The 22,490-nt window shown below is 64.7% G+C and carries 18 protein-coding genes and 1 pseudogene; 10 read left to right on the top strand and 9 right to left on the bottom strand.

Features of this window, described 5'->3' with window-relative positions:
• Together G6034_RS03160 and G6034_RS03155 are read left to right on the top strand one after the other, a co-directional pair.
• A pseudogene (locus tag G6034_RS03160) lies at window positions 1–604 on the top strand (hypothetical protein); the annotation flags it as partial.
• 442 nt (window positions 605–1,046) lie between these two features.
• Window positions 1,047–2,735: a phospholipase C gene (locus tag G6034_RS03155; RefSeq protein ID WP_176633627.1), complete on the top strand. Its 1,689-nt coding sequence runs from the start codon at window positions 1,047–1,049 to the stop codon at window positions 2,733–2,735.
• Between the two features lie 831 nt (window positions 2,736–3,566).
• On the opposite strand, the gene G6034_RS03150 is transcribed toward G6034_RS03155, so the two are convergent.
• Window positions 3,567–6,353, bottom strand: a complete 2,787-nt coding sequence (locus tag G6034_RS03150; protein ID WP_343037913.1) for an alkaline phosphatase family protein — start codon at window positions 6,351–6,353, stop codon at window positions 3,567–3,569.
• A 906-nt stretch (window positions 6,354–7,259) separates the two neighbouring features.
• Between G6034_RS03150 and G6034_RS03145 the strand changes: the two genes are divergently transcribed.
• Both G6034_RS03145 and G6034_RS03140 read left to right on the top strand, forming a co-directional pair.
• Window positions 7,260–7,472 (top strand): hypothetical protein, encoded by a 213-nt coding sequence (locus G6034_RS03145; protein ID WP_176633625.1) that lies wholly within the window; start codon window positions 7,260–7,262, stop codon window positions 7,470–7,472.
• A 339-nt stretch (window positions 7,473–7,811) separates the two neighbouring features.
• Window positions 7,812–9,131, top strand: a complete 1,320-nt coding sequence (locus G6034_RS03140; RefSeq protein ID WP_343037912.1) for a ferredoxin reductase family protein — start codon at window positions 7,812–7,814, stop codon at window positions 9,129–9,131.
• 771 nt (window positions 9,132–9,902) lie between these two features.
• On the opposite strand, the gene G6034_RS03135 is transcribed toward G6034_RS03140, so the two are convergent.
• The 5 genes from G6034_RS03135 to G6034_RS03115 all read right to left on the bottom strand — a co-directional run bounded on the left by G6034_RS03135 (window position 9,903) and on the right by G6034_RS03115 (window position 15,618).
• The gene (locus G6034_RS03135) at window positions 9,903–11,246 is read right to left on the bottom strand and encodes an MFS transporter (protein ID WP_176633624.1); all 1,344 of its coding nucleotides are present in this window, start codon (window positions 11,244–11,246) and stop codon (window positions 9,903–9,905) included.
• Window positions 11,247–11,294: 48 nt separating this feature from the next.
• Complete coding sequence (locus G6034_RS03130; RefSeq protein ID WP_176633623.1) at window positions 11,295–12,551, bottom strand: M20 family metallo-hydrolase; 1,257 nt, start codon at window positions 12,549–12,551, stop codon at window positions 11,295–11,297.
• A gap of 53 nt (window positions 12,552–12,604) precedes the next feature.
• Window positions 12,605–13,372 carry an IclR family transcriptional regulator gene (locus G6034_RS03125; protein WP_176633622.1) on the bottom strand — a complete coding sequence of 256 codons (768 nt, stop codon included), beginning with the start codon at window positions 13,370–13,372 and terminating at the stop codon, window positions 12,605–12,607.
• 33 nt (window positions 13,373–13,405) lie between these two features.
• Window positions 13,406–14,761 (bottom strand): dihydroorotase, encoded by a 1,356-nt coding sequence (locus G6034_RS03120; RefSeq protein ID WP_176633621.1) that lies wholly within the window; start codon window positions 14,759–14,761, stop codon window positions 13,406–13,408.
• Between the two features lie 212 nt (window positions 14,762–14,973).
• Window positions 14,974–15,618, bottom strand: coding sequence for a response regulator transcription factor (locus G6034_RS03115; RefSeq protein ID WP_176633620.1), 645 nt, complete (start codon window positions 15,616–15,618; stop codon window positions 14,974–14,976).
• Window positions 15,619–15,703: 85 nt separating this feature from the next.
• On the opposite strand from G6034_RS03115, the gene G6034_RS03110 reads away from it, so the two are divergent.
• The 3 genes from G6034_RS03110 (at window position 15,704) to G6034_RS03100 (ending at window position 17,141) form a co-directional block, all read left to right on the top strand.
• Window positions 15,704–15,973: a hypothetical protein gene (locus G6034_RS03110; RefSeq protein ID WP_176633619.1), complete on the top strand. Its 270-nt coding sequence runs from the start codon at window positions 15,704–15,706 to the stop codon at window positions 15,971–15,973.
• Between the two features lie 95 nt (window positions 15,974–16,068).
• Window positions 16,069–16,302, top strand: coding sequence for a hypothetical protein (locus tag G6034_RS03105; RefSeq protein WP_176633618.1), 234 nt, complete (start codon window positions 16,069–16,071; stop codon window positions 16,300–16,302).
• A gap of 110 nt (window positions 16,303–16,412) precedes the next feature.
• Entirely contained in the window at window positions 16,413–17,141 is a 729-nt protein-coding gene (locus tag G6034_RS03100; RefSeq protein WP_176633617.1) for a sigma-70 family RNA polymerase sigma factor, read from the top strand.
• A gap of 291 nt (window positions 17,142–17,432) precedes the next feature.
• On the opposite strand, the gene G6034_RS03095 is transcribed toward G6034_RS03100, so the two are convergent.
• A complete protein-coding gene (locus tag G6034_RS03095; protein WP_176633616.1) occupies window positions 17,433–17,693 on the bottom strand; it encodes a GlsB/YeaQ/YmgE family stress response membrane protein in 261 nt (86 codons plus the stop codon).
• Between the two features lie 81 nt (window positions 17,694–17,774).
• The gene (locus G6034_RS03090; RefSeq protein WP_176633615.1) at window positions 17,775–17,960 is read right to left on the bottom strand and encodes a CsbD family protein; all 186 of its coding nucleotides are present in this window, start codon (window positions 17,958–17,960) and stop codon (window positions 17,775–17,777) included.
• A gap of 358 nt (window positions 17,961–18,318) precedes the next feature.
• On the opposite strand from G6034_RS03090, the gene G6034_RS03085 reads away from it, so the two are divergent.
• From G6034_RS03085 to G6034_RS03075, 3 genes are all read left to right on the top strand, one after another.
• The gene (locus G6034_RS03085) at window positions 18,319–18,576 is read left to right on the top strand and encodes a DUF6458 family protein (protein WP_176633614.1); all 258 of its coding nucleotides are present in this window, start codon (window positions 18,319–18,321) and stop codon (window positions 18,574–18,576) included.
• A gap of 212 nt (window positions 18,577–18,788) precedes the next feature.
• Window positions 18,789–19,952 carry a phospholipase D-like domain-containing protein gene (locus G6034_RS03080; protein ID WP_246295236.1) on the top strand — a complete coding sequence of 388 codons (1,164 nt, stop codon included), beginning with the start codon at window positions 18,789–18,791 and terminating at the stop codon, window positions 19,950–19,952.
• Window positions 19,953–20,174: 222 nt separating this feature from the next.
• Window positions 20,175–20,819, top strand: coding sequence for a carbonic anhydrase (locus G6034_RS03075; protein WP_176633612.1), 645 nt, complete (start codon window positions 20,175–20,177; stop codon window positions 20,817–20,819).
• A gap of 58 nt (window positions 20,820–20,877) precedes the next feature.
• Here the strand turns inward: G6034_RS03075 and G6034_RS03070 are convergent, their stop codons facing one another.
• Window positions 20,878–22,473: a molybdopterin-dependent oxidoreductase gene (locus tag G6034_RS03070; RefSeq protein ID WP_176633611.1), complete on the bottom strand. Its 1,596-nt coding sequence runs from the start codon at window positions 22,471–22,473 to the stop codon at window positions 20,878–20,880.
• Window positions 22,474–22,490: the final 17 nt, after the last annotated feature.

Here is a 22,490-nt window from a genome sequence, read left to right as displayed (position 1 = left end):
AACAAACTGGTGGGGCATCATCCAATCCGCAGCTATCCAATGGGTGGTTTCGTGGCCTCAGGGGCACTGGGTGGCCGCCTATGGGCAGTTTTCCATGGCCGCTGACCACACGGTGCCGCGGAACTTCACGAAGATGGCCGGGAGGGAGCCGTTCCAGACCGAGGGCGGCACCCAAGCTCTTCAGCGCACGGTGAACGTGGTGATCATTGGTGATGATGGTGCCCAGACCCAGTTGAGCGTCCCCAACCTGCACGGCGCCCTGGTTCTCAAAGGTGCTGCCTTCATGACGGATCCACGGGACTGCGGCCGGCACTTGGACGACGCTGCCGTGCTGTCTGCATGCATCAAAGACCCCTACGCCATCGTCGGGGCGCGTCACGGCTCTGACAGAAAGTGGTTCAAAGCTATCTTTGCTGAGCTCGAGTCTCAGACGCACCACGGATGGATGCAGCTCGAAGAGTCGAACCGCCAAGCGGCACACGACGTGCTTCGACTCCTGGCAACTGCAGACAAGATGCCGGCGATGCCTCCGATCGGCCGTTTCGGCGCCTCACCCAGGGCGACTTTGAATTCCGACCCTGATCCGCGAGCAATGGCTTTTTGATTGCCACACAGATCGGAGTGCCGTGAAGAGGAGTTGGTGATTGCGACCACGGTGGTGTCGAAGTTTGGGCTGTTGCGTGAATTTCATACAGCGATTGCTTCTGCGGTCATTCCTACATCGCGCAGGTCCCAGAAGAGGACCATCTTCTCGGTAGCGAGACGCTTGGAAAAACGGGAAACAGGATCAGTCATCAACATCCTTCAAACACCAAGGTGTTGCGATGACCGCGTGAACATGCCCTCGGATATTCCCCTTTTCAGAAGCCACGCCAAAGTTCACGACTCGTTTGAACGTCCGTCTTTTGGTCTTTCGCGGTTCATCTTTGGTTCATGAGGGCCGTCTATCGTGGCGGTGCAGGGGATATTGGACAGCCTTGGGCTCCCTTGCAATCGAAGGCCGGTGATCAGGACCGGCACCAGATCAGGAACGATTGGACACTTCCATGCCCCATACCACCAGGCACTTTAACCGCAAGCAGGCCGTGGGGGTTGTAGGTACGGCCACCCTGGCCACCTCACTTGTGGCCGCAGCCCTTCTGTGCCTCGGCGTCGCACCCGGCTCTGCGGGTGAGGGACACCACGACACCGCCACCCCCATCAAGCACGTGGTGGTGATCTTCCAGGAGAACGTTTCCTTCGACCACTACTTCGCCACCTACCCTCAGGCAGCGAACACGCCCGGCGAAATCCAACAAGGCAGCGGCATGGCCGCCCCGTCATTTACCGCAGCCAAGAACACGCCCAAGGGCATTAACACCCTCGTGAATGCGGGCCTGTTGGCGCCGAAGAACCCCAACTCGATCCAACCGGCACGACTTTCGCCCAGGCAAGCGGTGACGTGCGACCAGGACCACGGCTACACCTCCGAACAGAAGGCGTACGACGCCGGGGCCATGGACAAGTTCGTCCAATTCACCAGCCGGGACTCCTGTGGCGCCAACCAGTACGGCCGCCCCGGTTTGACCATGGACTATTACGACGGCAACACTGTCACCGGCATCTGGAACTACGCCCAGAACTACGCCATGAGCGACAACCATTTCAGCACCACCCTGGGCCCCTCCACTCCGGGAGCGCTGAACCTGGTTTCCGGTCAGACTCACGGTGCCACGGAATACACCTCGGCAGGCGTCCCGGTGGCTACGCCCGCAGCGGGAAGCTACACAGTCCGCCAGCCCGACGCGAATGGTGTCGGGACGGTTATCAATGATCCGGATCCCGTCCATGACGACTGTTCCAACAGCAGCCACGCCACCAGCAACAACCTTGCCGGGATGAACGGGAAGAACATTGGCGACCTGCTCAATGCCCGGAACGTTTCCTGGGGCTGGTTCCAAGGCGGGTTCACGCCAACCACCCCCGCAGCCGCCGGCAACCCGGCGTCGTGCCTGTCCAGCCATACCAACGTGGCCGGTGCCACGGTGACCGACTACTCGCCGCACCACGAGCCTTTCCAGTACTACGCCTCGACGGCTAACCCCCACCACCTGCCGCCCGCGACGCAGGCGGAGATCGGCCACAACGGTCAGGCCAACCACCAATACGACCTGACGTCCTTCAACCAGGTGGTCAACACGGACAACATGCCCGCAGTGTCCTTCCTGAAGGCCGGGATGTATCAGGATGGCCACGCCGCCTATTCGGACCCGCTCGACGAGCAGAACTTCATCACCGCCACCGTGAACAAGATCCAGAAATCAAAGAACTGGAAGGACACGGCAGTCGTCGTAGCCTATGACGACTCGGACGGCTGGTACGACCACGTCGCCGCCGCCGTGAAGAACTCCTCGAGCACAGCCGACGACGCCGCCTGGTGCCAAAACGCAGCAGCGAGCGGGGTCCCGATGGCCGGCGGCTACACGGACCGGTGCGGCCCCGGCCCCCGCCAGCCGCTTCTGGTGATCTCCCCTTACGCGAAGAAGAACTTCGTGGACCACACCGAAAGCGACCAGACCTCGATCCTGCGCTTCATCGAAGACAACTGGCATACCGGACAAATCGGCGACGCGTCAGCCGACGCCGCCGCCGGCTCCCTGAATGCCATGTTCAACTTCCACCATGGCCGCAAAGACACTCTCATCCTCAACGAACGAACCGGCACCATCGCCTCCCGGGTCCACTCCCGGCAGTAGCCGCCAGCACCACCGCGACACACCCGAAACGCCTTCCGGCCACCCGCCGGGAGGCGTTTCGCCTTTGCTCCGCAGATGAACGCCCGGACGAGCATCTTCGTTGAAGCGTTGAAGCGTTGAAGCGTTGAAGCGTTGAAGCGTTGAAGCGTTGAAGCGTTGGGCCAGGAGGCCGTGGAGGAAGAACTGCATGCCCGGCTCCGGCTCAAGGACCCCTGCCAGATCCTCCACGCCCAGTGCACCGGCGCCGCCGGGTGCCTCTACGGAAGTGGCTTAGGAGAAACGCTGCATTAAGTCCTCCTCTAAACTGCACTCCGTAAACTGCACCCGCGCCGAAGACCTCGCCCTACCCGCCGCCTGCGAAGAAACCGGCTGGTGGGACGGAACCGGCTGGTGGGACGAAACCGGCCGCCCGGCGCCCTTCCCCGAGGACTTCCTCGACCCCAACGCCGGATGGGCCACCAACCAGGACGCCGGACTCAACCCGGCCACCAACGACCCCAAAAACCCATCCTTCCAACCACCAAAAGGAAACAAAAAATTACACCACGCAATGGGACTTGACCCGAATGCATTCAGGGATCATTGAAACGCCGACAGGGATCCGGGCGGTTCGAGTCCGTGCATTGTCTCCAGTAGTCCGGGCACTGAACATCACTCCAGTGTGCGGTTTCCCTGAAGTCGCAACCTCCTTTAACCCTGTGAAGGTCACCTCCGCGGAGGTGACCTTCACTTTGGGTGCCACGCACCGGGCTCGTCAGGTGCTCAGGTGCACAGTTGAACGCGGCTCATGTCGGCGATGGGTGACGGCGACCGTCTCCGGTCAGGGGCGGCTCAGCCGTCCACGTGACCGGTTGAGCCGGCCGGGACGCCCGGCACATTGTTGGGTCCATAGATCTTGGTGTCGCCCGGGTGCGGGCTCTGCCAGTGGTGGGCCTGGTACCAGGTCCAGCGGTTGAACAGGTATGGGTTCGCGAAGTCTTCCTTCGCTCCGTTTCCGGTCAGGTGTTGCTGCTTGGACCAGTTGTCCCACTGTTCGGCGATGCTCTGCATCGAGACCGGGATGGACGCCGCGTTTGCTGCCTTGGTGTTCACCGCGGCCGCGGCGGCGCCGGTCTGGCCAAGCGTGTCGGTGCCACAGGCCGGGGCGGTCTTCACGCCCTCGGTCAGCGGGACTTGGTTCGGGACCGCGTTGTAGGGCGTCAGATCGGCCTTGTTGGTGAAGGCGTCGAACATCGGGGTGGCGGCAGCGACCTTCTGGTTCAGCGGCTGGGCGCCGAGGATCTGCTCCATGGTCCGAACCATGTTGATCTGCGAGTAGAACGTGCTGACGGTCTTGCCGTGCACGGCGTACGGGCTGATGACCTGGACCGGCGCGCGGTGGCCGTCCACGTGGTCGGCACCGTCCTGGCTGTCGTCCTCGGCGATGAAGATCGCAGAGTCTTTCCAGTACTTGGAGTGCGAGATCTCGTCCACGATCTTGCCCACGGCGAGGTCGTTGTCCGCGACTTGGGCCGACGGGCCTGCCGTGCCACCGGTGTGGTCACTTGAGAGCCACGTCATCTGGAAGTCCTTGGGACCGTTTTTCTCGAAGTCCTGCTTCCAGGTCGCATACCGGTAGATGTCCGGTATTGACGTGTCGAACGGGGCCGCGTTGGGGTCGCTGATCGCGTTGAGCGAGGGGATAGTCGAGCTGGCGTGCAGTTGGAGCGCCGGGGTGAAGAGCTGGGACGGGTCGCCGCCAGCCATCGTGTTCGTCGCCGCGCAGTAGTACTGCTGCCAGGTCGCGCCGGCTGGCTTGCCCTCGCCGTACAAGAACTCCCCGTAGTTCCTCGCGGTCTTGCCCGCGGACTGGATCGCGGTCCAGAGGAACCCGGAGCGCTGGTGGCCCAGGACGTCTTCTTCGGTGTCGTACGAGCGGGTGTACTCACCGGCGCTCTTCTCGGAGTATGCCGGGTTGTCGCCCTGCATCATCCAGTTGTGGCCCTCGGCCGAGTTCGTGCCGATGTCGTAGGTGTTGTCGTAGAGGCCGAACTGGCTGGCCAAGGCGTGCTGGTTCGGGGTTGCCTTCGCTCCGAACTGGGCGAGAGAGGCGTCCCCGTTGCCCTGCTGCATGTCACCGTAGACCTGGTCGTAGGTACGATTCTCCTTGACGATCAGGAACACGTGCTTGATCTTCGATGGATCCCCGATCCGCTTGGGCACGGCCACCTCCGGGATCTTGGCGGCGGCCGCGGCCGTCGATTCCTTCACGGAATTGCGGCCCCAGCCGTTTTGCTTGAACACGGTCTGGGTGTACTTCTGGATCTGGTTGTCGCTGGGCAGCGTGAATCTGGTGAGCGAGGCCGTGGTGGAGTGCGTGCCATGGCCCGTGGCAACAGTGGTGCCCGGGCCCTTGTTGAAGCTCAACTCCGGGCCGCGCGCGTCAATGCCGCGGGTGTTCGTGACCACGATCTTGCCGTGCACGGCGGCGACGTTCCCTGGGAAGTAATCCGTCGGCAGCAGACCGATGAAACTGGCAGGGTCCTTCGGGTCCTGCCGGCTGACCTTGTAAACCGCGATGGCGTTTGCACGGCCCAGCGAGACCAGCAGGTGGTCCCCCTGCATCGTGATGGACGTTGGCTCATAGCCCACCTGCGACGACGCCCAGGGCTGGGTCGCGATGGTCTGCACGACTTTGTTGCTCGCGGTGTTCACGACGGAAACGGTGTCGCTGTTGGTGTTCGCGACGTATAGCGTGCCGCCGTCGAGGTACATCGCGGTCGGGTGCAGCTGGACGTCGACTGACGCGACCGGAGCCGAGGCGTTCAACGTGTCAATGACGCTGAGCGTGCCGGTTGTCGAGGTGCCGAGGTTGGTGTTTGCAGGAACCGGCGTGCCATAGGAGTCCATGGTTGCGTCGCCGGCAACCGCCTGGCGGCCTCCTTCGTTGGAGACGTACAGCTTGGGGCCGGCGAACTTCAACTGCCGGGGGGCGACGCCGGTGTTGAAGGTCTGCTTGACCGTGCCCGCGACAGGGTCGAGGGCGACGACGGCGTTCTGGCCGTTAACCGCGGCGTACAGCGTCGAGCCGTCCGGGGAGAACGCCATGCCGGCCGTCAGCGCCTGTTTGCCGCCAACGGTCGGGATGTTGATCTTCGTGCCGGCACCGAGCGAACCGTCGGCGTTGAATGGGTAGCGGACAAGGCCCGTAGCAACCGGCGAATAGAGGAACTTGCCGTCGGGAGAAAAGACCGGTCCTTCCTGGCCCACCGTGCCGTCAGTGAGGTGCTGGTAGGCGATGGTCGGGTAGCCTGCGTTGCCCGCCGCCGTCGCGAACGACGCGGCCGCGAGGGTGCCCGCGGCGGCGACGGGCTTATAGGTCTTGAGATCGAAGACCTGCAGGTCGACCGAGCGGTCGGTGCTGGTCCCAACCAGGTAGCGGCCATAGGGGCTGATGGTCGAGCCCATGATCTTGCCGAACGGTGTCATCAAACGGTCGCCGATGGGCTTGATGACCTGGTTTGACGAAATCTGCTGCCCATTTTCGGTTTGGGCTCCGACCTGCTGCTGGTCGAAGGGGAGGATCGACGCCGCCGCGATGCCGCCGCCCAATAGGGCAAGCGTGCAGCTTGCGGCCACGACCGCGAGCGGCTTGTGATTAAGGACGGCCGCGGACAACCGACGCAGGCCGAAGCAACCGGGCTGTTGGGCGTCGGGGGATCTTCTGGTGGTTTTCGACTTTTTTGTCATGCGACTGAATCTATTCATCTCAAACCACATCCATCCCTTCCTCGGTCTAATACAGCCGCCGACTTCGGTGAATTCTTCGGTTCGTCCGACAATCCCTCTCTTCCGAAAATGCGCCTACAAGCACTACTGCAGCTCGCCTTCCGCACTTCTGGATTCGGATTACCCAGTAATTAGCTGGGGGCTTCTCGATGGTTTGACACGGGAGCTCGGCATCATCGCACAGGACCACTTCGTCCAGGGGAGATTGACCGCAGGCACGGGAAATGACGTGTGCTGGGAGTTCTTGAGTGTTGGGAGCACCCCCGCGCGGGCGCCCGATGCGCCGAAACACTTGCCGGGTACGCGGCTTCGTCATGCCACGGGATGTATCTGATCCAGATTGCCATGTCGCGGCGCACGTCAAAGGGCCCCTGAGCATAAAGCGGGTCGTCGGTTCGAATCCGACAGGGGCCCACAAACCCCTCCGTTCCGGCAATTGTGCCCGGAACGGAGGGGTTATTCTTGTCGAAAAACAGGGCATGTCACGCCTTCAAGGAGACGGATGCGCCCGTTGGCTTTCGGGCTGCATAGGGAGGCCATGCAGACAAGCAGAAGGACCTTGGCACCGGCAACGGACCAAGGCGGCGCAGTGCAACTCCTGACCCCCGGGGAAGCGGCCCCTTGGCTCGGTAACGCCTGGGAGGAGCGTGCGCCAAGTGCCGCGAAGGAAGTCATCAGCCACGCCTCTTCCTGCGCAGCCGCTTCACGAGCGGCCAAAAAACGGGCCCATTCCTCCGCGTGCTCACGGTGCGGCCGGTGACCCACCTCGACAAGCGGGTGCCGAACATAGAGACCCTCGACGGGGTGGGCTCGGTTCTGGCGACGCCCTGCGCCCTCGTGTCCTTCGGCCTCTACCCTGCCGTCAGGAAGCGTGCCGGGGCCCCGCCCCGATTGGCAGCCATGCTCGGCTCAGCGGTCGGAGCGGTCCTGGGCCCCGGAGCGGCCGCCATGACCCTCCTTACCCCCTGACCTCACAGGAACGTGGCATCGTGAGGCAAGAAAAAGATCGAGCGGGCAGCGGAATACCTAGGCAGATAATTCGGGATGACGAGGAGCGGGTGCGCGGCCGTAGGGGAGCATGCTGGGATGCAGAAGGGGATTCGCCTGACGCAAACCTTTCACATCGGGGCACGTTGCTCCCTCGGCCCGGCACAAAAACCGCCCATGCTGGTATCTGGTTCTCCGCGCCGCCCGTGGCTGGCCTAGGATGTCGGCTAGGCGGTGCTGCACGAGCAAGCCGTGATGAAGGAGGCGAGATTCTTGGTAGTTCCGCAGCCCGGAGCCAGACCGTTGACGTTGCTCCCGGGCGTGCCCCTGCGTCGCCTGGGCCCCACTGTGATCGTCATCCTCGCGGCAGCCTACGCCCTGTATTGGCTCTTGGCCCGTCCCGCGGGGGAACCTGCCGCCGGATACGTCGGCCAGCTCTTCGGCGGGGAGTCGATCCTGCTGCTCTCCATCGCCCTCGTCCTGATCAGCACCCTTCCGCAGGTGGAGCACGTGTTCGGCGGGATTGACCACGCAGCCATCTGGCACCGGCGTGCCGCCATCACCGGGACCGTCCTCCTGCTTCCGCACATCGAGCTGGCAGCCAACCCGGAGGCGACCAGCGTGGGGAAAACCCTTGCCGTCATCGGGATCTCCGGGCTCGCGGCCCTTGTGGTCTGGGCCATCCTGCCGCGCTGGCGGAGCATGGTCCCCGCGCGGGTGCGTGACCTGGTCCTTGGCCTCGGAAGCGCCCGGCCGGTCCGCCTGGCAGCCCGCCTGCTGGGTGGTTACGAGCGCTGGCGGGGCTTCCACCGGTTGACGGGAATATTCGTTGCGGCCGGTTTCTTCCACGGACTGCTGGACGCCACCGCGTTCGACGCCGCCCCCGGGCTACGGTGGAGTTTCGTGGCCATCGGCGGCGTCGGGCTCGCGTTCTACGCCTACCGGGAGCTTCTGGCGCGCCACTTCCTGCCGCACCACGACTACCAGGTGGACCAGGTCACAGCGGTGGCCCCTGATCTGGTGGAGCTGAGCCTTGCACCGCTGGGCAAACCGCTGGACTTCCGGCCTGGTCAGTTCGCCATGATCTACCTGGAAACCAAGCAGGGCTGGCAACGCCATCCCTTTTCCATGTCCGGTTCGGCCCGGGACCAGCACCTGCGTATCACCGTCAAGGCGCTTGGGGACCACACCACAAGGCTTCCTGACGTGGTGCAGCCCGGAATGCCGGCGGTGGTGGGTGGCCCGTATGGCCGGTTCGACAGGCACAAAGGAACGGAACACCAGGTCTGGATTGCCGCCGGTGTGGGAATCACACCGTTCCTGAGCTGGCTGCGGTCCCTGGAGGGGGACCTGCGGGAGTCAGTCCACTTCTTTGTCACGTCGGCGGGGCCGTCCCCGTTCGCCGCGGAAATCACATCCATCGCGAGAGACTACCCAAGCCTGACCGTGCACCCGGTGGACACCGCCGTCGACGGCCGGTTGACGCCCGAGCAGGTGCTTGCCGCCGTGGACACCCCGCCCGGGAAGCTCTCGGTCTTCATGGGCGGGCCGGATCCCATGCTCAGGCACTTCCGGAGGGCCTTCCGTTCTGCAGGAGTCCGCACAGCCAACATCCACCGCGAGTACTTCCAGTGGCGCTGAGTTGTCCGCCCGGACGAATGGGGTTGTCTGCCGATTCAGCCGTCAGCAGGAGAGGTGGCGCTTGACGAGACGCCTGTCGGTTGCGACGCTTTCGACTCTTGGGAGGATGGCGATACTGGCCTTCCCCTTCGTGGGGGCTGCCAGGCCTCCCGCCTTGCTGCCATCGGTTGCACCTGGAGCAATCGTCATGGGTCTCGGGCTCGCCAGGGAGCGGTGCAGCGCCTGATCCGCGACACGAGGACGGCCCCCTACAGGGACCGGTTGCGCTGACACGTCCAGCGTTGCCGGCGCCCTCCGTTTTCGGGGTTCGCGGTGGCTGGCCCTCGAGCCCGATGGCTCTCAAGCTGCCCCCAAAGTGAAGTTCCCGCCGGTCCTTGACCTCGCCGCCGACGGAGTTCCCATCGCAGTGGCCGTGGCCAAACCCCACCACTCCACGGGACTTGACCTCAGGAACTGGACCTGTTCGCTGACATGGATAATTGGCTGTCCATGATCTCCCCGCCAATCCGTACGATCGAAAGTCGTTAGGCAGGACAGGGGCTACATTGCACAAGGACGGATGTGAAAAACGGCGCAAGGCTGGCCACAAGCTCGCACAAAGTCTGGTGGGACTGGCGGATGGCCATGCCGATCATGCCTGCCGGAGACGGGGCCCGACGTCCGCGGCTTCCCGGCTCCGTGCTGACGGTGCGGTGCAGCCGGAGTTACACGTCCATGGTTTCGCAGCAGGCGGCGATGGTCCGCCTGCTGCGAAGGGACGTGCGCTTGCTCTTAGATGGTGAAGCTGGCGTCGTCGTTGAGGTCCACGTCTTTCGTCTCGGGGCCCATTGTGGCGCCGATCCAGACGAGGATGCCGGCCAAGCAGATCATGGCGGCGACTGCCACCCGGTCGGGCATGAAATTGCCCAGGGCCTGGATGTAGAACGCATAGAAGGCCGGGAGGATGACGGCGAGGCTGTAGCCGACGCCATAGCCGCTGGCCCGGATGCTGGAGGGGAACCTCTCGCACAGGTAGGCACCCACAGGGGCGAACACGCACAGGCTGGTGACCTGGACCAGAACTGCCAGGAAGCCCGCCAGGACAACGTTGCTGGAGCCGACGGACATGGTGGCGATGTACAGTCCGGGCGCGACGACGGTGACGAGCACCGCGTACCACCGGTAGAAGCGGCGCCGCCCGATCTTTTGCGAAAGCATACCTGAAGCCACGAATGCACAGGCCGTGACCAGCGGCGCGATGGTCATGATGACGCTGACTGTCTGGTCCGGAATGTGGGCGTCCGTCTTCAGCCGGCCGGTGAGAACGGCATTGCTCAAGTTGCTCAGGATCCACATCCCGGTCATGAGGATGAAGATTTGGACAAGGCTCCGGCGGTGGACCCCGCTGAAGAGTGACTTGATCGGGTTCTCCGCCTTGACCGCTGTCTCCGAGCCCGGCGCGTCATGGACGTTCTTGCGGTAATAGAAGAACAGAAAAGTTGCCAGAACCGCGCCCAGAAGGAACGGAATTCTCCATCCCCAGACCGCGTAGGCGGAGTCGTGCCCGGCTGAGGGGATGAGCGACAACAAGATGAAGGTGAGGAACGCCAGGCTGACATTGGCAACGGATGCCATGGAGGTGATCATGCCGCTGAGAGGTCCACGGCGCTTCTTCGGCGCCCATTCCATGGCCAACGGGATGGCAACGGAGTATTCCCCACCCAGGAAGAAGCCGCCGACGAACCGCAGTCCGATCAACAGCCCGAGCCCGAGGTGTCCGGCAGTTTCAAAGCCCGGGAGGAGGGCCATGAGCAAGGTCGCTGCGCCGAAGCCGGCGATGGCAATCAGCGTGGTGAGCTGCCGTCCGGTCTTGTCCGCGATGTGCCCGAAGAACGCGGCACCCAAGGGGCGTGCAACCAGCGTGGAAACGAAGATGAGCGAACTGAAGAGGGCCACGGTCTCGGCGGACGTTCCGGCACCATTGAAGTAGCTCATGGCGGGCGCAAGGGTGATGATGGGCAGGAAGATGTCGAACTGGTCGACAAAGTAGCCGAAAACTCCGCCGCGGAGTGCGCCGCGGCGCTGCTTGGCCAAGGTGGCGTCAGTGGGCATGGGTGCCGTCAATCGTGTTGTCATGTGATGCTTTCCGAATCGTGCCCGTCATTGGGCGGTGAAAGTTGATGGTCAGGCCAGGTCGAGACGGCGGATGGTGTTCGCCAGGACGTGGACGCCGTTGCTGAGCTGGACCTTGTCCGTGAATTCGTCGGGGCAGTGGCTGCGGCCGCCCTGTGAGGGGACAAAGATCATGCCCATGGGCCCGAGGTGCGCCATGTGGGCGGCGTCATGTCCGGCGCCGCTGGGTACGGCTTCCCAGCTGTATCCGAGGTCATCGGATGCGGCTGCGACGGTGTCCTGCATGGTTTGTGCTGCCGGGACGGGGTCCTGGTCGTTGAGCAGGTCGATGGCCACTTCGACGCCGCGTTGGGCGGCGTCGAGGGCGATCTTCTCCGCGATGCTCCGTCGGGCACCGCCCAGCCAGCCGGGGTCGATGCTGCGGATTTCGGCCCAGATGGTTGCCGAGTCGGGGACAACGTTGAATGCGCCGTGGCCCGTGGCGATGCGGCCAGTGGTGCTGACCCCGTGGACGGGCGCACCGCATCCAACGCGTTCCACGGTGAGGATTGCCTCGGCGGCGGCCAGGAGCGCATCCGCGCGTTGGTCCATGGGGGTCGTCCCTGCGTGGTCGGCGCGGCCGGTGAAAACCGCCATGACGCGTTCAATGCCGGCAATGGAGGTGACGACGCCGATCTGGCTGCCGCTGCGCTCCAGCATCGGCCCCTGCTCAACGTGGAGTTCGATGTAGGACTTGATGTCACGGGGATTCCAGGCCATGGAAATGGCCTGGTTGGGGTCCGCGCCGAAGGCGGCAACCGCCTCGCCCATGGAGACGCCGTTGGCATCCCGGCGGGCGAGGTGGGCGGCGTCGAGCACCCCGGCGACGGCGCGGGAGCCGACGCAGCTGACGCCGAACCCGTTGGCCTCCTCGCCCAGGAAGTCCATGATGATCAGATCGCTTGTCAGGCGTGTCCCGGACTCCTGCAGGACCCTGGCCGCCTCAATGGCGCCCAGCACACCCACGACGCCGTCGAAGCGGCCGCCGGAGTGCACGGTGTCGGTGTGGGATCCGGTGACGATGGCCGGCGCGTTCGGATTGGTACCAGGAAGGCGGCCGACGATGTTGCCGGCACCGTCGACGTGGGCTTGGAGCCCGGCGTCCTTCATGCGGGCAAGGGTCCAGGCACGTGAGGCCTTGTATGGGTCGGAAAAGACCTCGCGCGTCCAGCCGGGGCTGTCCGAATCGACCAGTGCCGAGAGGTCCATGATGGCGGACCAGAGCCGGTTGGCGTCCGGGCTGGGAAGGTTGGAGCTGGGGGTGTTCATAGCATTTCCATTTCAAAGAGGTGTGAAGCTGTGGGGTGCCGGTGCAGTGGGGCCTACCAGCCCTCCTCTGTCATCCAGGCCGCGGAGCCCGCGGCCGTCTCAAGCTCATGGCCAAGTTCTGCCGCGGCGTTGCACACCAGTTCAACGGCGTCGTCCAGACGTTGGCCGCTGAGCCGCTGCTGGCGTCCGGCGATGCTCACGGCGCAGATGCAGTGGCCATGCCGGAACACGGGAGCGGCGACGGCCACCATGAACGGGTCGACCTCGCCTTCGCTCACTGAGAATCCGTTGGAGCGGATGGCCGGCAACAAGACCTTCAAGCGGCTGGCGTCCGGGGTGACGGCAGTGAATTTTCGCATGCCGCCCTTCTCCACGGTGGCCACGACATCCGCCGGGGCGTAGGCAAGGAGGGCCGTCGCGCTGGCCCCGGCATGGAGGGGCCGCACTGAGCCGCGGTAGAACGACAGGGCATCTGCCCGCCGGGGCGAGAGCCGTTCAAGGCAGAGCGCGGCCATCTGGACGCGGACCGTCAGGATCACCGTTTCCCCGCTCCGGCTGCACAAGCGGTTGAGCACGGGGGCTGCCACTTCCACCAGGTGCTGCTTTTCCGTCTGCTCGTCCCTGCTGGACACCCGGACGCCTGGATAGTAGTAGCCGTCCAGCTCGTAGAGGTAGTCGGTCTCGCGAAACAGCTTGATGTAGCGGTAGGCGGACGACGGCGGAATGTCGAGGGCGGAGGCAACCTCGTCGACGCGCATGCGGCCGCTATCGGCGATCATCGTCAGGATCTTGAGCCCTCGGTTGAGGGAAGACAGGCTCAATGCCGTTCCTTTCGTCGCCACCCGTGCGTGGTCTCAGGCATGCTCGACGACGGCCCCGCGGCCCCGTGCGCCGATGAGTTCCGTGCCGTCCCAGACGACGGTACCGCGGGAAATGGTGGTGGTCACGCGGCCAGCAGTCGTCATGCCCTGGTACGGGGTCCAGCCGGCGTTTGAGAACATGTCGCCGGCGTCGATGTCCCACGCGTCGCGTGGATCGAAGACCGCGATGTCGGCATCGAAGCCAACTTCAAGGCTTCCCTTGACATGGCCCACACCAAACCGTTCTGCCGGGGCCGACGTCAGGGACCTGACCGCGGCGTTGAACGCGTCCGTGCCTCGTTCAAGCGCGGCCGACAAGGTGACGGCCATCGATGTCTGCACGCCCGGGGCGCCTGAATGGTTGGCGAAGATGCCCTCATTGTCCTTGTACTCCGTGGGCCACGGAGCGTGGTCGGAGGAAACGACGTCGATCTTTCCCGCCGACAGCCGGTCCCACATGCCATTGCGATCCGCGGGCCTGCGCAGCGGCGGGTTGATCTTCAACCTTCCCCGCTGGACGTCATGGTCATCTTCGGTAAACGTCAGATAGTGGGGGCACGTCTCAAGGGTCACGTCCAAGCCCTGTTCGCGGTACCAGTTCACCAGGTCGACAGATCGGGGGAGGCTCAGGTGGCAAAGGTGGAGTTTGGCAGATTGCTCGAAGGCTATTTCAAGCGCCGTCAACACCCCCATTATCTCGCTGACCGGAGGGCGGCTGCGGACATGGGCCTTGGGATCAAGGGGATTGTTCGCCTTCTCAATGGCGAGCATGGCCTGGACGATTTCGTTGTTTTCGGCATGCACGGCAACCGTTCGGCCTGCGCCGCCGGTTGCGGCCATCACGTTGCGGAGCTCGGCGTCGTCGATCCGGGGGAATCTGGCCGCATCCGTGTTGAAAAGGGAGACCTTGAAACCGACGGCGCCCGCGTTGCTGACGGCTTCCGCCGCGCGCCAGCCGCCTTCGGGAGCCAGGGTGCCCATCAGGGCCACATCGACAAACGCCTCCTGCTCCACCAGTTCCCGCTTGGCCCTGATGCGCTCCACGGAGTTGATGGGACCGGCGAGGTCGAAAGGCATCTCCACGATGGTGGTGACGCCACCGGCCGCCGCCGACCGGGTTGCCGCGGCCACGCCCTCACCCGGATGTGAAAGCGAATGCACGTGGGCGTCGACCATGCCGGGAAGAAGGTATGCGTCACCAACGTCCAGCCTTCGAGCGGCCTGCGTGGTGGCCGACGGGTCTGAGATGGCCGTGATTTGCCCATTGGCGATGTGGATTTCCTGGCGCTTCCACACCCCGCCCCGCTGGACGAGCCCCGTCACGGCAAGATCTGTTTTTGCTGTGTTCATGACCACAGCATCTCAATGCGCGGGGATGGTGAAAATATCATTCCCACAGAATGGGAATTCCGCCGTCATCGAAGGGGGAGCCGCTGGGGAGGCCGGGGGCGCCGGTGGGATGGTCGGCGTCGGACCTGGCGGAGGGCGTGGCCGAACTCGAGCGGAGGCCCGGTTTTCACTGTGACACGCAGCTTGGGTGTCGCCTCCCGGCATGGCCCTTCTTATTGCCCTGGTTGGACACGTTTGTGGTCGGGAATGAACCCGTGCTCAAGGCCCCAGAGGATGGCGTTGGAGCGGTCGGCCACGCCGATGCGGCGGTAGCAGCTGCGGATGACTGTCTTGACGGTGTTGATTGACAACCGGACCCTGCCGGCGATCTCGGCGTTGTTCAATCCTTGAGTGATCAGTGCGAGCACCTCCGCCTCCCGTTGGGTCAGGCCCTCCTCGCGGCCGGGCCAGTCACCGAGGCTGGATTTCGCTTGGCCGCTGGGGCCGGGGAAAACTTTGCCGTCTCCCCTGTGGATGGCGTGGAGGGCCTCGACCAGGCTGGCTGCGGGCAGCCCTTTGGAAACATATCCGCTGGCACCGTTACCCAGTGCGGCTTGTATCCGTGATTCGTTGAGGTCCCAGGAATAGACCACTACCTTGCCGGCCAGCGGATTGCGTGCCAGTTCGTGCACGTCCGCACCGTCCCCCGGGGTCGCCGCAAAAGTGTCGTAGAGGGTGAGATGGACCGGTGCGTCCACATTTCGATTGAGGTCGAGTTCGACGACCTCCAGGGTGTTCCCGTAGGACCGGAGCATCATCTCCAGCCCCCGCAGCACGATTTCATAGTCATCCACCAGTGCGACGCGAAGGCTTTCCATTCCCCAACCCTAGGCCACTTAAGGGCGGTCAAGTCCACCCCTAAGGGTGAAGAAGTTGACCCCCTTTGAGAAATAGGCTTCGTGGATGGAACCAACCCAAGCCATGAACGGCACCGCACCTGACGACGACCTCGGCCGGGCCACTGTGCGGGATTTGATAGTGCAGCTGGCCCAGGCTGAAGACGAGCACAGGAACACCGCCAGCCCGGAACGAATCGCGGAACTGTCCCGGCGCGAGCAAGCCATTGTGGCGGCGTTGCACCGGAACGGGCTCCCGCTCAAAGGCGCTGGCGGTCCAAAGGCATCGGGGCCGTCGACCGCCGTTTGCTCCGCTGAAGACATGCTGGCCAAATAGTGTCGACGGCAACGAAGCAAGCGGACACTTCGGGTCAGGCTGGGCCCGCTCATGCGCAATCCTCCACTGCCCTGCCGCAAACGGCGGTGCAGGTCGTGGTCAACGATGCGGGCACCGAGATCCATGGATACGTGGTTGCCCTCGAGGGGAACCACGTCCGGGTGGTCTGGGCTGTGGCCTCCGGCAGGCACCGCCACCGGACGTTCCCCGCCGAGACGGTTTTTCTTCCGGACAACGGCCGCCGCTGGGAAGGGTACCTCATCCCTGATGGGCAACTCGCCGTGATCCGTCATGCAGCCCTCTGCCCGCGGCGGACGGGCGCCGCCTGATGTCCGTGAAACCACGGGGCCCGGTACCGCGGGGCCCGGCACCGCGAGGCCCGCTGCCTGGGGGAAGGAACCAGGCCGCGGGCAACGGCAACGCCGGAACGGCTCCCCAGGTGCGGGGCCAGAATCCCGGCAATGCGCTGCAGGAGTCGGCCGCCCGAACCGAACTGCTGGTGCTCCAGTTCATCGGACTCGCCGACTCTCTCTCCCGCCGGTACCGCGCCACGGGGTGTGATCCCGAAGACTTGCAGCAGGTGGCCAGGCTCGGACTTGTGAAGGCCGCCGGAAGGTACAGCGAGACCGGGGGGTCCGGGTTCATGGCTTTTGCGGTGCCGACCATCACGGGGGAGCTGAAGAGATACCTGAGGGACCAATCCTGGGCGGTGCGGCCACCCAGGCCAATCCAGGAAGCACGGCTCAGGATCAGGCAGGTGCGCCCCGAACTGACGCAGCGCCTGGGACGTGAGCCCTCGTCCGCCGAGCTGAGTTCGGCGACAGGCATGTCCGTCAGGGAAACCACCCAGGCCTTGATCGCGGAGAGGGACATGGTGGCCCAGCAGATTCTGACGGATGACCCGCCATCGAGGGATGACGGCCTGGGGCGCGGCATTATTCCGGCGCTGGATGACCCGGGATACGAACGCATTGACCAAAAGCTGACCGTGGAAGCCGTTCTCCGCGGCGCGAGCGAGGAAGACCGGAGGCTGCTCCATCTACGTTTTGTCGAGGAGCTGTCGCAAGGGCAGATGGCCCTGGAATTCGGCGTCAGCCAGATGCAGATTTCCCGACAGCTCAAGCAGCTGCTCAACCGTCTCCGGCGCCGCCTGGCTGAAGCCGCGTAGTGTCCACACCTGCATCGCAGACCGCCGCCACCATCCGAGGGCATGCGCCATGCCCGGCAAGAACGGTTCCGGTCGCCGGCGGGCAACAATATCCGATGGGGCAGTGAGTCCGGCCCACCCCGCGTCCTCCGAAAAGGTCGCGTCCTCCGAAAAGGTCGCGGGGCGGGCCGCCCCAACGGTCCGGAAAGTCATGCTGCCATGCGGTAATTCACTGCACGGCGGCCGCCGGCCGTGTCGTCATGCCTGATGAACGCGGTGCATGATGAACGCGCCGGTGATTGCCAGATCATTTTAGGCGCGGCGGCGCACAACGGCGCCATAGACGCCCAAGACGACGAGTGATCCCACGATCGCGACGAGCCAGGTTTGCAGGCTCCAAAAGTTCTCAAGCCCGACGCCGAAGATCGCTGCTCCGATCCATCCGCCGAGCAACGCGCCGACGACGCCCAGCAGCATGGTCAGAAGAATGCCACCACCCTGGCGGCCTGGCAGGATCGCTTTCGCGATCGCACCAACGATGAGTCCCAGAATGAGGAATGCGATAAAGCTCATGTGCCAGCTCCTTATTGGTTCGACTTCAGGGGTCGAATGGGTGTGGGCCCAAAAGGCCCATGGGGGTGGTTCGTACTTGGATCAGCGGCCGGTGACGTCCTTTGCGGCGTCCTTGAGGTGCTCGCCAGCCTGCTTTACGCCGGCCTTGGCCTGATCTGCCTTGCCGTCGGCTTCAAGGTCCCGATCGTTCGTGGCCGAGCCGATGTGCTCCTTGGTCTTGCCCTTGAGCTCTTCGGCCTTGTTCTCAAACTTGTCTGCGACACCCATGGTTGTCTCCTTCAGCGAATGAACGTGCGTCGGACCGAAAGGCCCCCGCTTGGTTCGGTTTCACGGGCTGCGCGGCAGGGGCGCCGCGAGCCTCAACCACTACAGTTCCCCCGAAACGGGATCTTCAAACATCTTCGACCGCGAAATTGGACGTTCAGTGTCCAGGGAGCGACGGCGGCCGACCCCGCCCGTCGGCGCCACCGGGCAGGACGGACATGGCAGGACGGACACGGCAGGACGGCAATGAGTTGGGCCGGATGCTGGGCTTTCCTTGTCTTTGGAGGCAGTATGGGGCAATGGGCTGAACGCCCGGCAATTTGCTCCACCCATTGAATCGTTGAGAAAAGAGGAGTCCGGCATGAGCATTGGTTCCGGCATTGTGCTTTTTGTCATTGGCGCAGTCCTTAGGTTTGCGCTCACCATTCGACTGGCCTGGATTGACGTCGCCTTGGTGGGGGATATTTTCATGGCGGCCGGCGTGGTGGTCTTTGTGCTGGGCCTGATCTATACGTTCCGGCGGCGCCGTTCCACGTCCACCCGGCGAACCGTGGTGGCACCCGACGACGGAGAGAAGATCGTCAGGCAGACAAGGCGAATCGACGACACGGAGCTCTGAGGCGGCCAGCCTCCGGCCCACGGTGGACGTCACCCGGAATCGCCGCGCCGTCGCGCGCGACACGGGATCCGCGCCGGACGGTCTCCGCAACCGTGGGTGACGGAGGCTAGGCTGTGGTCATGGATCATGCGCCGCCCGCCCCTGCCATAGCGGCAGCCAAGAAAACCGTCCTGAGAACCGCTCTCGCCGTGGCGTCCGTACAAGGTTCGGTGATGGCGGGCCTGGTTATTTGGGATGCGATCAAGCGCCGGTCCCGGTCCAAACGGCCTGGATTCCCCCATCCCGGCATTTTTCACAGCCGCATCGGTGAATCCGACATCACGCTCTACACGTTCGGTGCCGACCTGTATGCCGACATGCTCGCGTCGATCCGCGGTGCGAAAAAGCAGATCTTCATTGAGACGTTCATTTGGAAGGACGATGAAACCGGCAACCAGTTCAAGGACGCCCTGAACGAGGCCGCTGAGCGCGGAGTCAAGGTTTACGTCATCTATGACGTCTTTGCCAACCTCGTGGTTCCCGGCTCATTTTTCAAGTTCCATCCGGCCATCCACGTCTATCGCTTCCCCATGTTCAGGCCCTCGCTGGTGCTGGGCAGCATCCGTTCCACAAGCCTGGACCACCGCAAGCTGCTGGTCGTTGACGATCAGACAGGTTTTGTGGGCGGCTACAACATTGGCTCGCTCTACGCCACGGAATGGCGCGATTCCCACCTGCGGGTCACCGGGACGTCCGTGTGGGATATCCGCAACGCCTTCGTCACGGTGTGGAACGGACAGTTTGCCGGCCGGAACCCGAAGATTCGCCACACGACCCCCGAGGGCTGGGAGTCGAGGATCCGGGCGGTCAACAACATTCCGACAAGCCTGGTCTACCCGATCCGGGGGGTCTACCTGGACGCGATCGGGCGGGCCAAGACCCACATCTACATTACGATGGCCTATTTCATTCCTGACCAGCAGATCCTCAAGGCCCTCATTGAAGCCAGCGGGCGCGGCGTGGATGTGCGCCTCATCCTGCCCCGCGATTCCAACCATGTTCTCTCCGACTGGCTGTCGCGCGGCTTCTACAGGACCCTGTTGGACACCGGTGTCCGGATCCTGCTGTATCGCGACGCCATGATCCATGCAAAGACCGCCACCATCGACGGACAATGGTCGACCATCGGCACGGCAAACATTGACCGCCTGAGCCTGACCGGAAATTACGAAACGAATCTCGAAATCCACGACGAGGCCTTTGCGGCCAACATGGAGGAGGTCTTCGAAATCGACAGCGGCAACAGTGATGAACTGAGGCTGGAAGAATGGGGTGCCCGTCCCTGGCTGGCACGATTCAGTGAAACCGTCATCGTCCCCCTGCGCCCGTTCCTTTAGCCATCAACACCTGGCCTCTGGCAAGCAACACCGGGCGGGGCCCTGCAGTGGCGGCACTGCAGCCCGCGTCCCGCGCCGTCATGCGGGCCGGGGCAGGGCGGGCCGGGGCAGGGCGGGCCGGGGCAGGGCGGGCCGCATGATAGAAATAAAACTGTGGTGGCGTTGGCCGCATGGCATCCCGCCCGCTCGTTGAAACACCGACCAGGCGAAAGGCACACATCCATGACAGGCGAAGCCAACGTAAGCGCCCACCCCGGCACCCCCGCGGAGGCTTGGGCCACGCTCATGGAGGGAAACCGGCGGTTCGTGGAGAGCGCCGCCTCCCACCCCAACCAGGATGCGGCCCGCCGCTCTTCCCTGACCCGCGGCCAGCAACCGTTTGTGACGATCTTTGGCTGCTCGGACTCCCGCCTGGCTGCCGAAATCATTTTTGACATGGGCCTGGGCGACGCCTTTGTGGTCCGCACCGCCGGCCATGTCATTGACAACACCGCGCTGGGGTCGATCGAGTTCGGCGAGGAGTACCTGGACGTGCCGCTCATCGTGGTGCTGGGCCATGACAGCTGCGGCGCCGTCACGGCCACGAAGAATTCCGTCGAGACGGGGGCCATGCCGGCGGGGCACGTGCGCGGCATCGTGGACCTCATCACCCCGTCCGTCCTCGCGGCCCTGCGCATCGACGGCGCCAGCAGCGTTGATTCCATGGTGGCCGAGCACGTGAAGCAGACAGCCGCCCGCCTGCTGGAGGAATCCCCCATCATCGCCGACGGCGTCGCCAGCCAAAAGACTGCCGTGGTGGGCCTGACCTACCACCTGGACGACGGCCGCGCCGAACTGGTCTACCGCAACGGCCCCATCGGCCTCTGAGCCCGGCGCCGCGGGAGCAGGCACGACGGCGGCACCCGGGGTCCGGCGTCGTGCCTGCCTAAACCACGGTGAAGGTGATGGAGTGCCAGCCGGTGGAGCCGTCTGGCTCCGGCGAGGCCTGCCGCTCATCCTGCAAGGTGCCGTCGGCGTCGTAGGCGCGGACCCGGACGTTGTGCGTGCCCGCCGCGGCGCCGTCCCACTCATGTGACCACTGCCGCCACGTATCCACGGAGGCCTCGGCGGCCAGGGTTGCCGCCTGCCACGCGCCGCCGTCCAGCTGGACCTCCACCTTCGAGATGCCCCGCTGCTGGGCCCACGCGCTGCCGCCAATGCCCACCCTGCCTGCGGGCACGCGCGCCAGGGCCCGCGGCACCTCCACGCGGGAAGCCGTCTTGATGGGACCGTGCGAGGACCAGCCGCGCGAGGTCCAGTAGCCGGCCTTCGCCGCGAAGGTGGTCACCTCCAGGTCCACCACCCATTTGGTGGCCGAGACAAAGCCGTACAGCCCGGGCACCACCATGCGCACGGGGAAGCCGTGCTCCAGGGGCAGCGGCTCGCCGTTCATGCCCACGGCCAGCAGCGCGTCGCGGCCGTCCTGCAGCACGGGCAGCGGCGTCGAGGCGCTGAACCCGTCGGAACTCGTGGAGAGGACCATGTCCGCCCCGGCCCTGGGCTTGGCCCGGGCCATGACCTCGCGCAGCGGATATCCGAGCCATTTGGCGTTGCCGGCCAGATTCCCGCCCACCACGTTGGACACGCAGGTCAGCGTCACGTACGTTTCCACCAGCTCGGCGGCGAGGAGCTCGCCAAAGGTCATGGTGAATTCGTTCTCCACCATCCCGTGCACGCGCAGGGCCCAGTTGCCCGGGTCCAGCTCGGGGACCACGAGCGCGGTGTCGATCCGGTAAAAGTCGGCGTTGGGGGTGACAAACGGTGCCACCCCCTGGACGGGCGACTGGACGCCGGCGGGCAGGGCGGCGGCCGGCGTCCGGGGATCGGGAAGCTTGAGCGCCGCGCGCACCTGGCGGGCCGTGTTGCGCGCCGTGGAGAGGAGGGTTCCACCAACGCCAACGACGACGGCGGCACCTGCCACGACGGCCGACCTCACCAAAAACGTCCGGCGGGTGGGCCGGGCCGCACCGGAGTCCATGGAGCCGCCGGTGGCCGGCGCCGTGTGGCGCGGCGTTGCGGCACCGGTCAGGAAACGCAGCACCGCGAGTCCGGACGCCGTGCCGGCCAGCAGCGGCAGGAGGTCGGGGACGGTGGCGCCGGCCCGGGTGATGATGCAGGCCGCCATGACGACCGCGAAGGCGCCGACCATCCCCGCGCCGGCGGCAAACCATTTGCGGGCCGCCACGCCGGCCAGGGCGGAGAGGACGATGGCGGCGGCCGCCACGGACAGCAGCAGCACGGTCTTGTCATTGGTGCCGAAGGTCGCGATGGCAAAGTTCTTCATCCAGGCCGGGGTGAAGTCGATGAACGTGGATCCCACCGAGGTCAGGGGGGACGATGCCGCGCTGAAGAACGCGGACAGCAGCTGCGCCACGGCAAACAGGGCCCCGGCGGCGATGACGCCCGTTGCGGCCGAGGCCAAAAGCCGCCGGGTGCGGCTTCCGGGGCGTCCTGTTGCTGGTTCCTTGCTGCGTGTTCCCATGACGGGCTCCTTGGGGC

The sequence above is a fragment of the Arthrobacter wenxiniae genome (assembly GCF_013376105.1).
Lineage (GTDB): Bacteria > Actinomycetota > Actinomycetes > Actinomycetales > Micrococcaceae > Specibacter > Specibacter wenxiniae.
This window is presented reverse-complemented; position numbering and strand designations above follow the sequence as displayed.

Bases quoted from the DNA above. Each gene is read 5' to 3' on its own strand.
- G6034_RS03115 (WP_176633620.1), bottom strand. From the start codon at position 15,618: ATGGAAAGCCTTCGCGTCGCACTGGTGGATGACTATGAAATCGTGCTG.
- G6034_RS03085 (WP_176633614.1), top strand. From the start codon at position 18,319: ATGAGCATTGGTTCCGGCATTGTGCTTTTTGTCATTGGCGCAGTCCTT.
- G6034_RS03070 (WP_176633611.1), bottom strand. From the start codon at position 22,473: ATGGGAACACGCAGCAAGGAACCAGCAACAGGACGCCCCGGAAGCCGC.
- G6034_RS03155 (WP_176633627.1), top strand. From the start codon at position 1,047: ATGCCCCATACCACCAGGCACTTTAACCGCAAGCAGGCCGTGGGGGTT.
- G6034_RS03130 (WP_176633623.1), bottom strand. From the start codon at position 12,551: ATGAACACCCCCAGCTCCAACCTTCCCAGCCCGGACGCCAACCGGCTC.
- G6034_RS03135 (WP_176633624.1), bottom strand. From the start codon at position 11,246: ATGACAACACGATTGACGGCACCCATGCCCACTGACGCCACCTTGGCC.
- G6034_RS03080 (WP_246295236.1), top strand. From the start codon at position 18,789: ATGGCGGGCCTGGTTATTTGGGATGCGATCAAGCGCCGGTCCCGGTCC.
- G6034_RS03095 (WP_176633616.1), bottom strand. From the start codon at position 17,693: ATGAGCTTTATCGCATTCCTCATTCTGGGACTCATCGTTGGTGCGATC.
- G6034_RS03075 (WP_176633612.1), top strand. From the start codon at position 20,175: ATGACAGGCGAAGCCAACGTAAGCGCCCACCCCGGCACCCCCGCGGAG.
- G6034_RS03090 (WP_176633615.1), bottom strand. From the start codon at position 17,960: ATGGGTGTCGCAGACAAGTTTGAGAACAAGGCCGAAGAGCTCAAGGGC.
- G6034_RS03120 (WP_176633621.1), bottom strand. From the start codon at position 14,761: ATGAACACAGCAAAAACAGATCTTGCCGTGACGGGGCTCGTCCAGCGG.
- G6034_RS03110 (WP_176633619.1), top strand. From the start codon at position 15,704: ATGGAACCAACCCAAGCCATGAACGGCACCGCACCTGACGACGACCTC.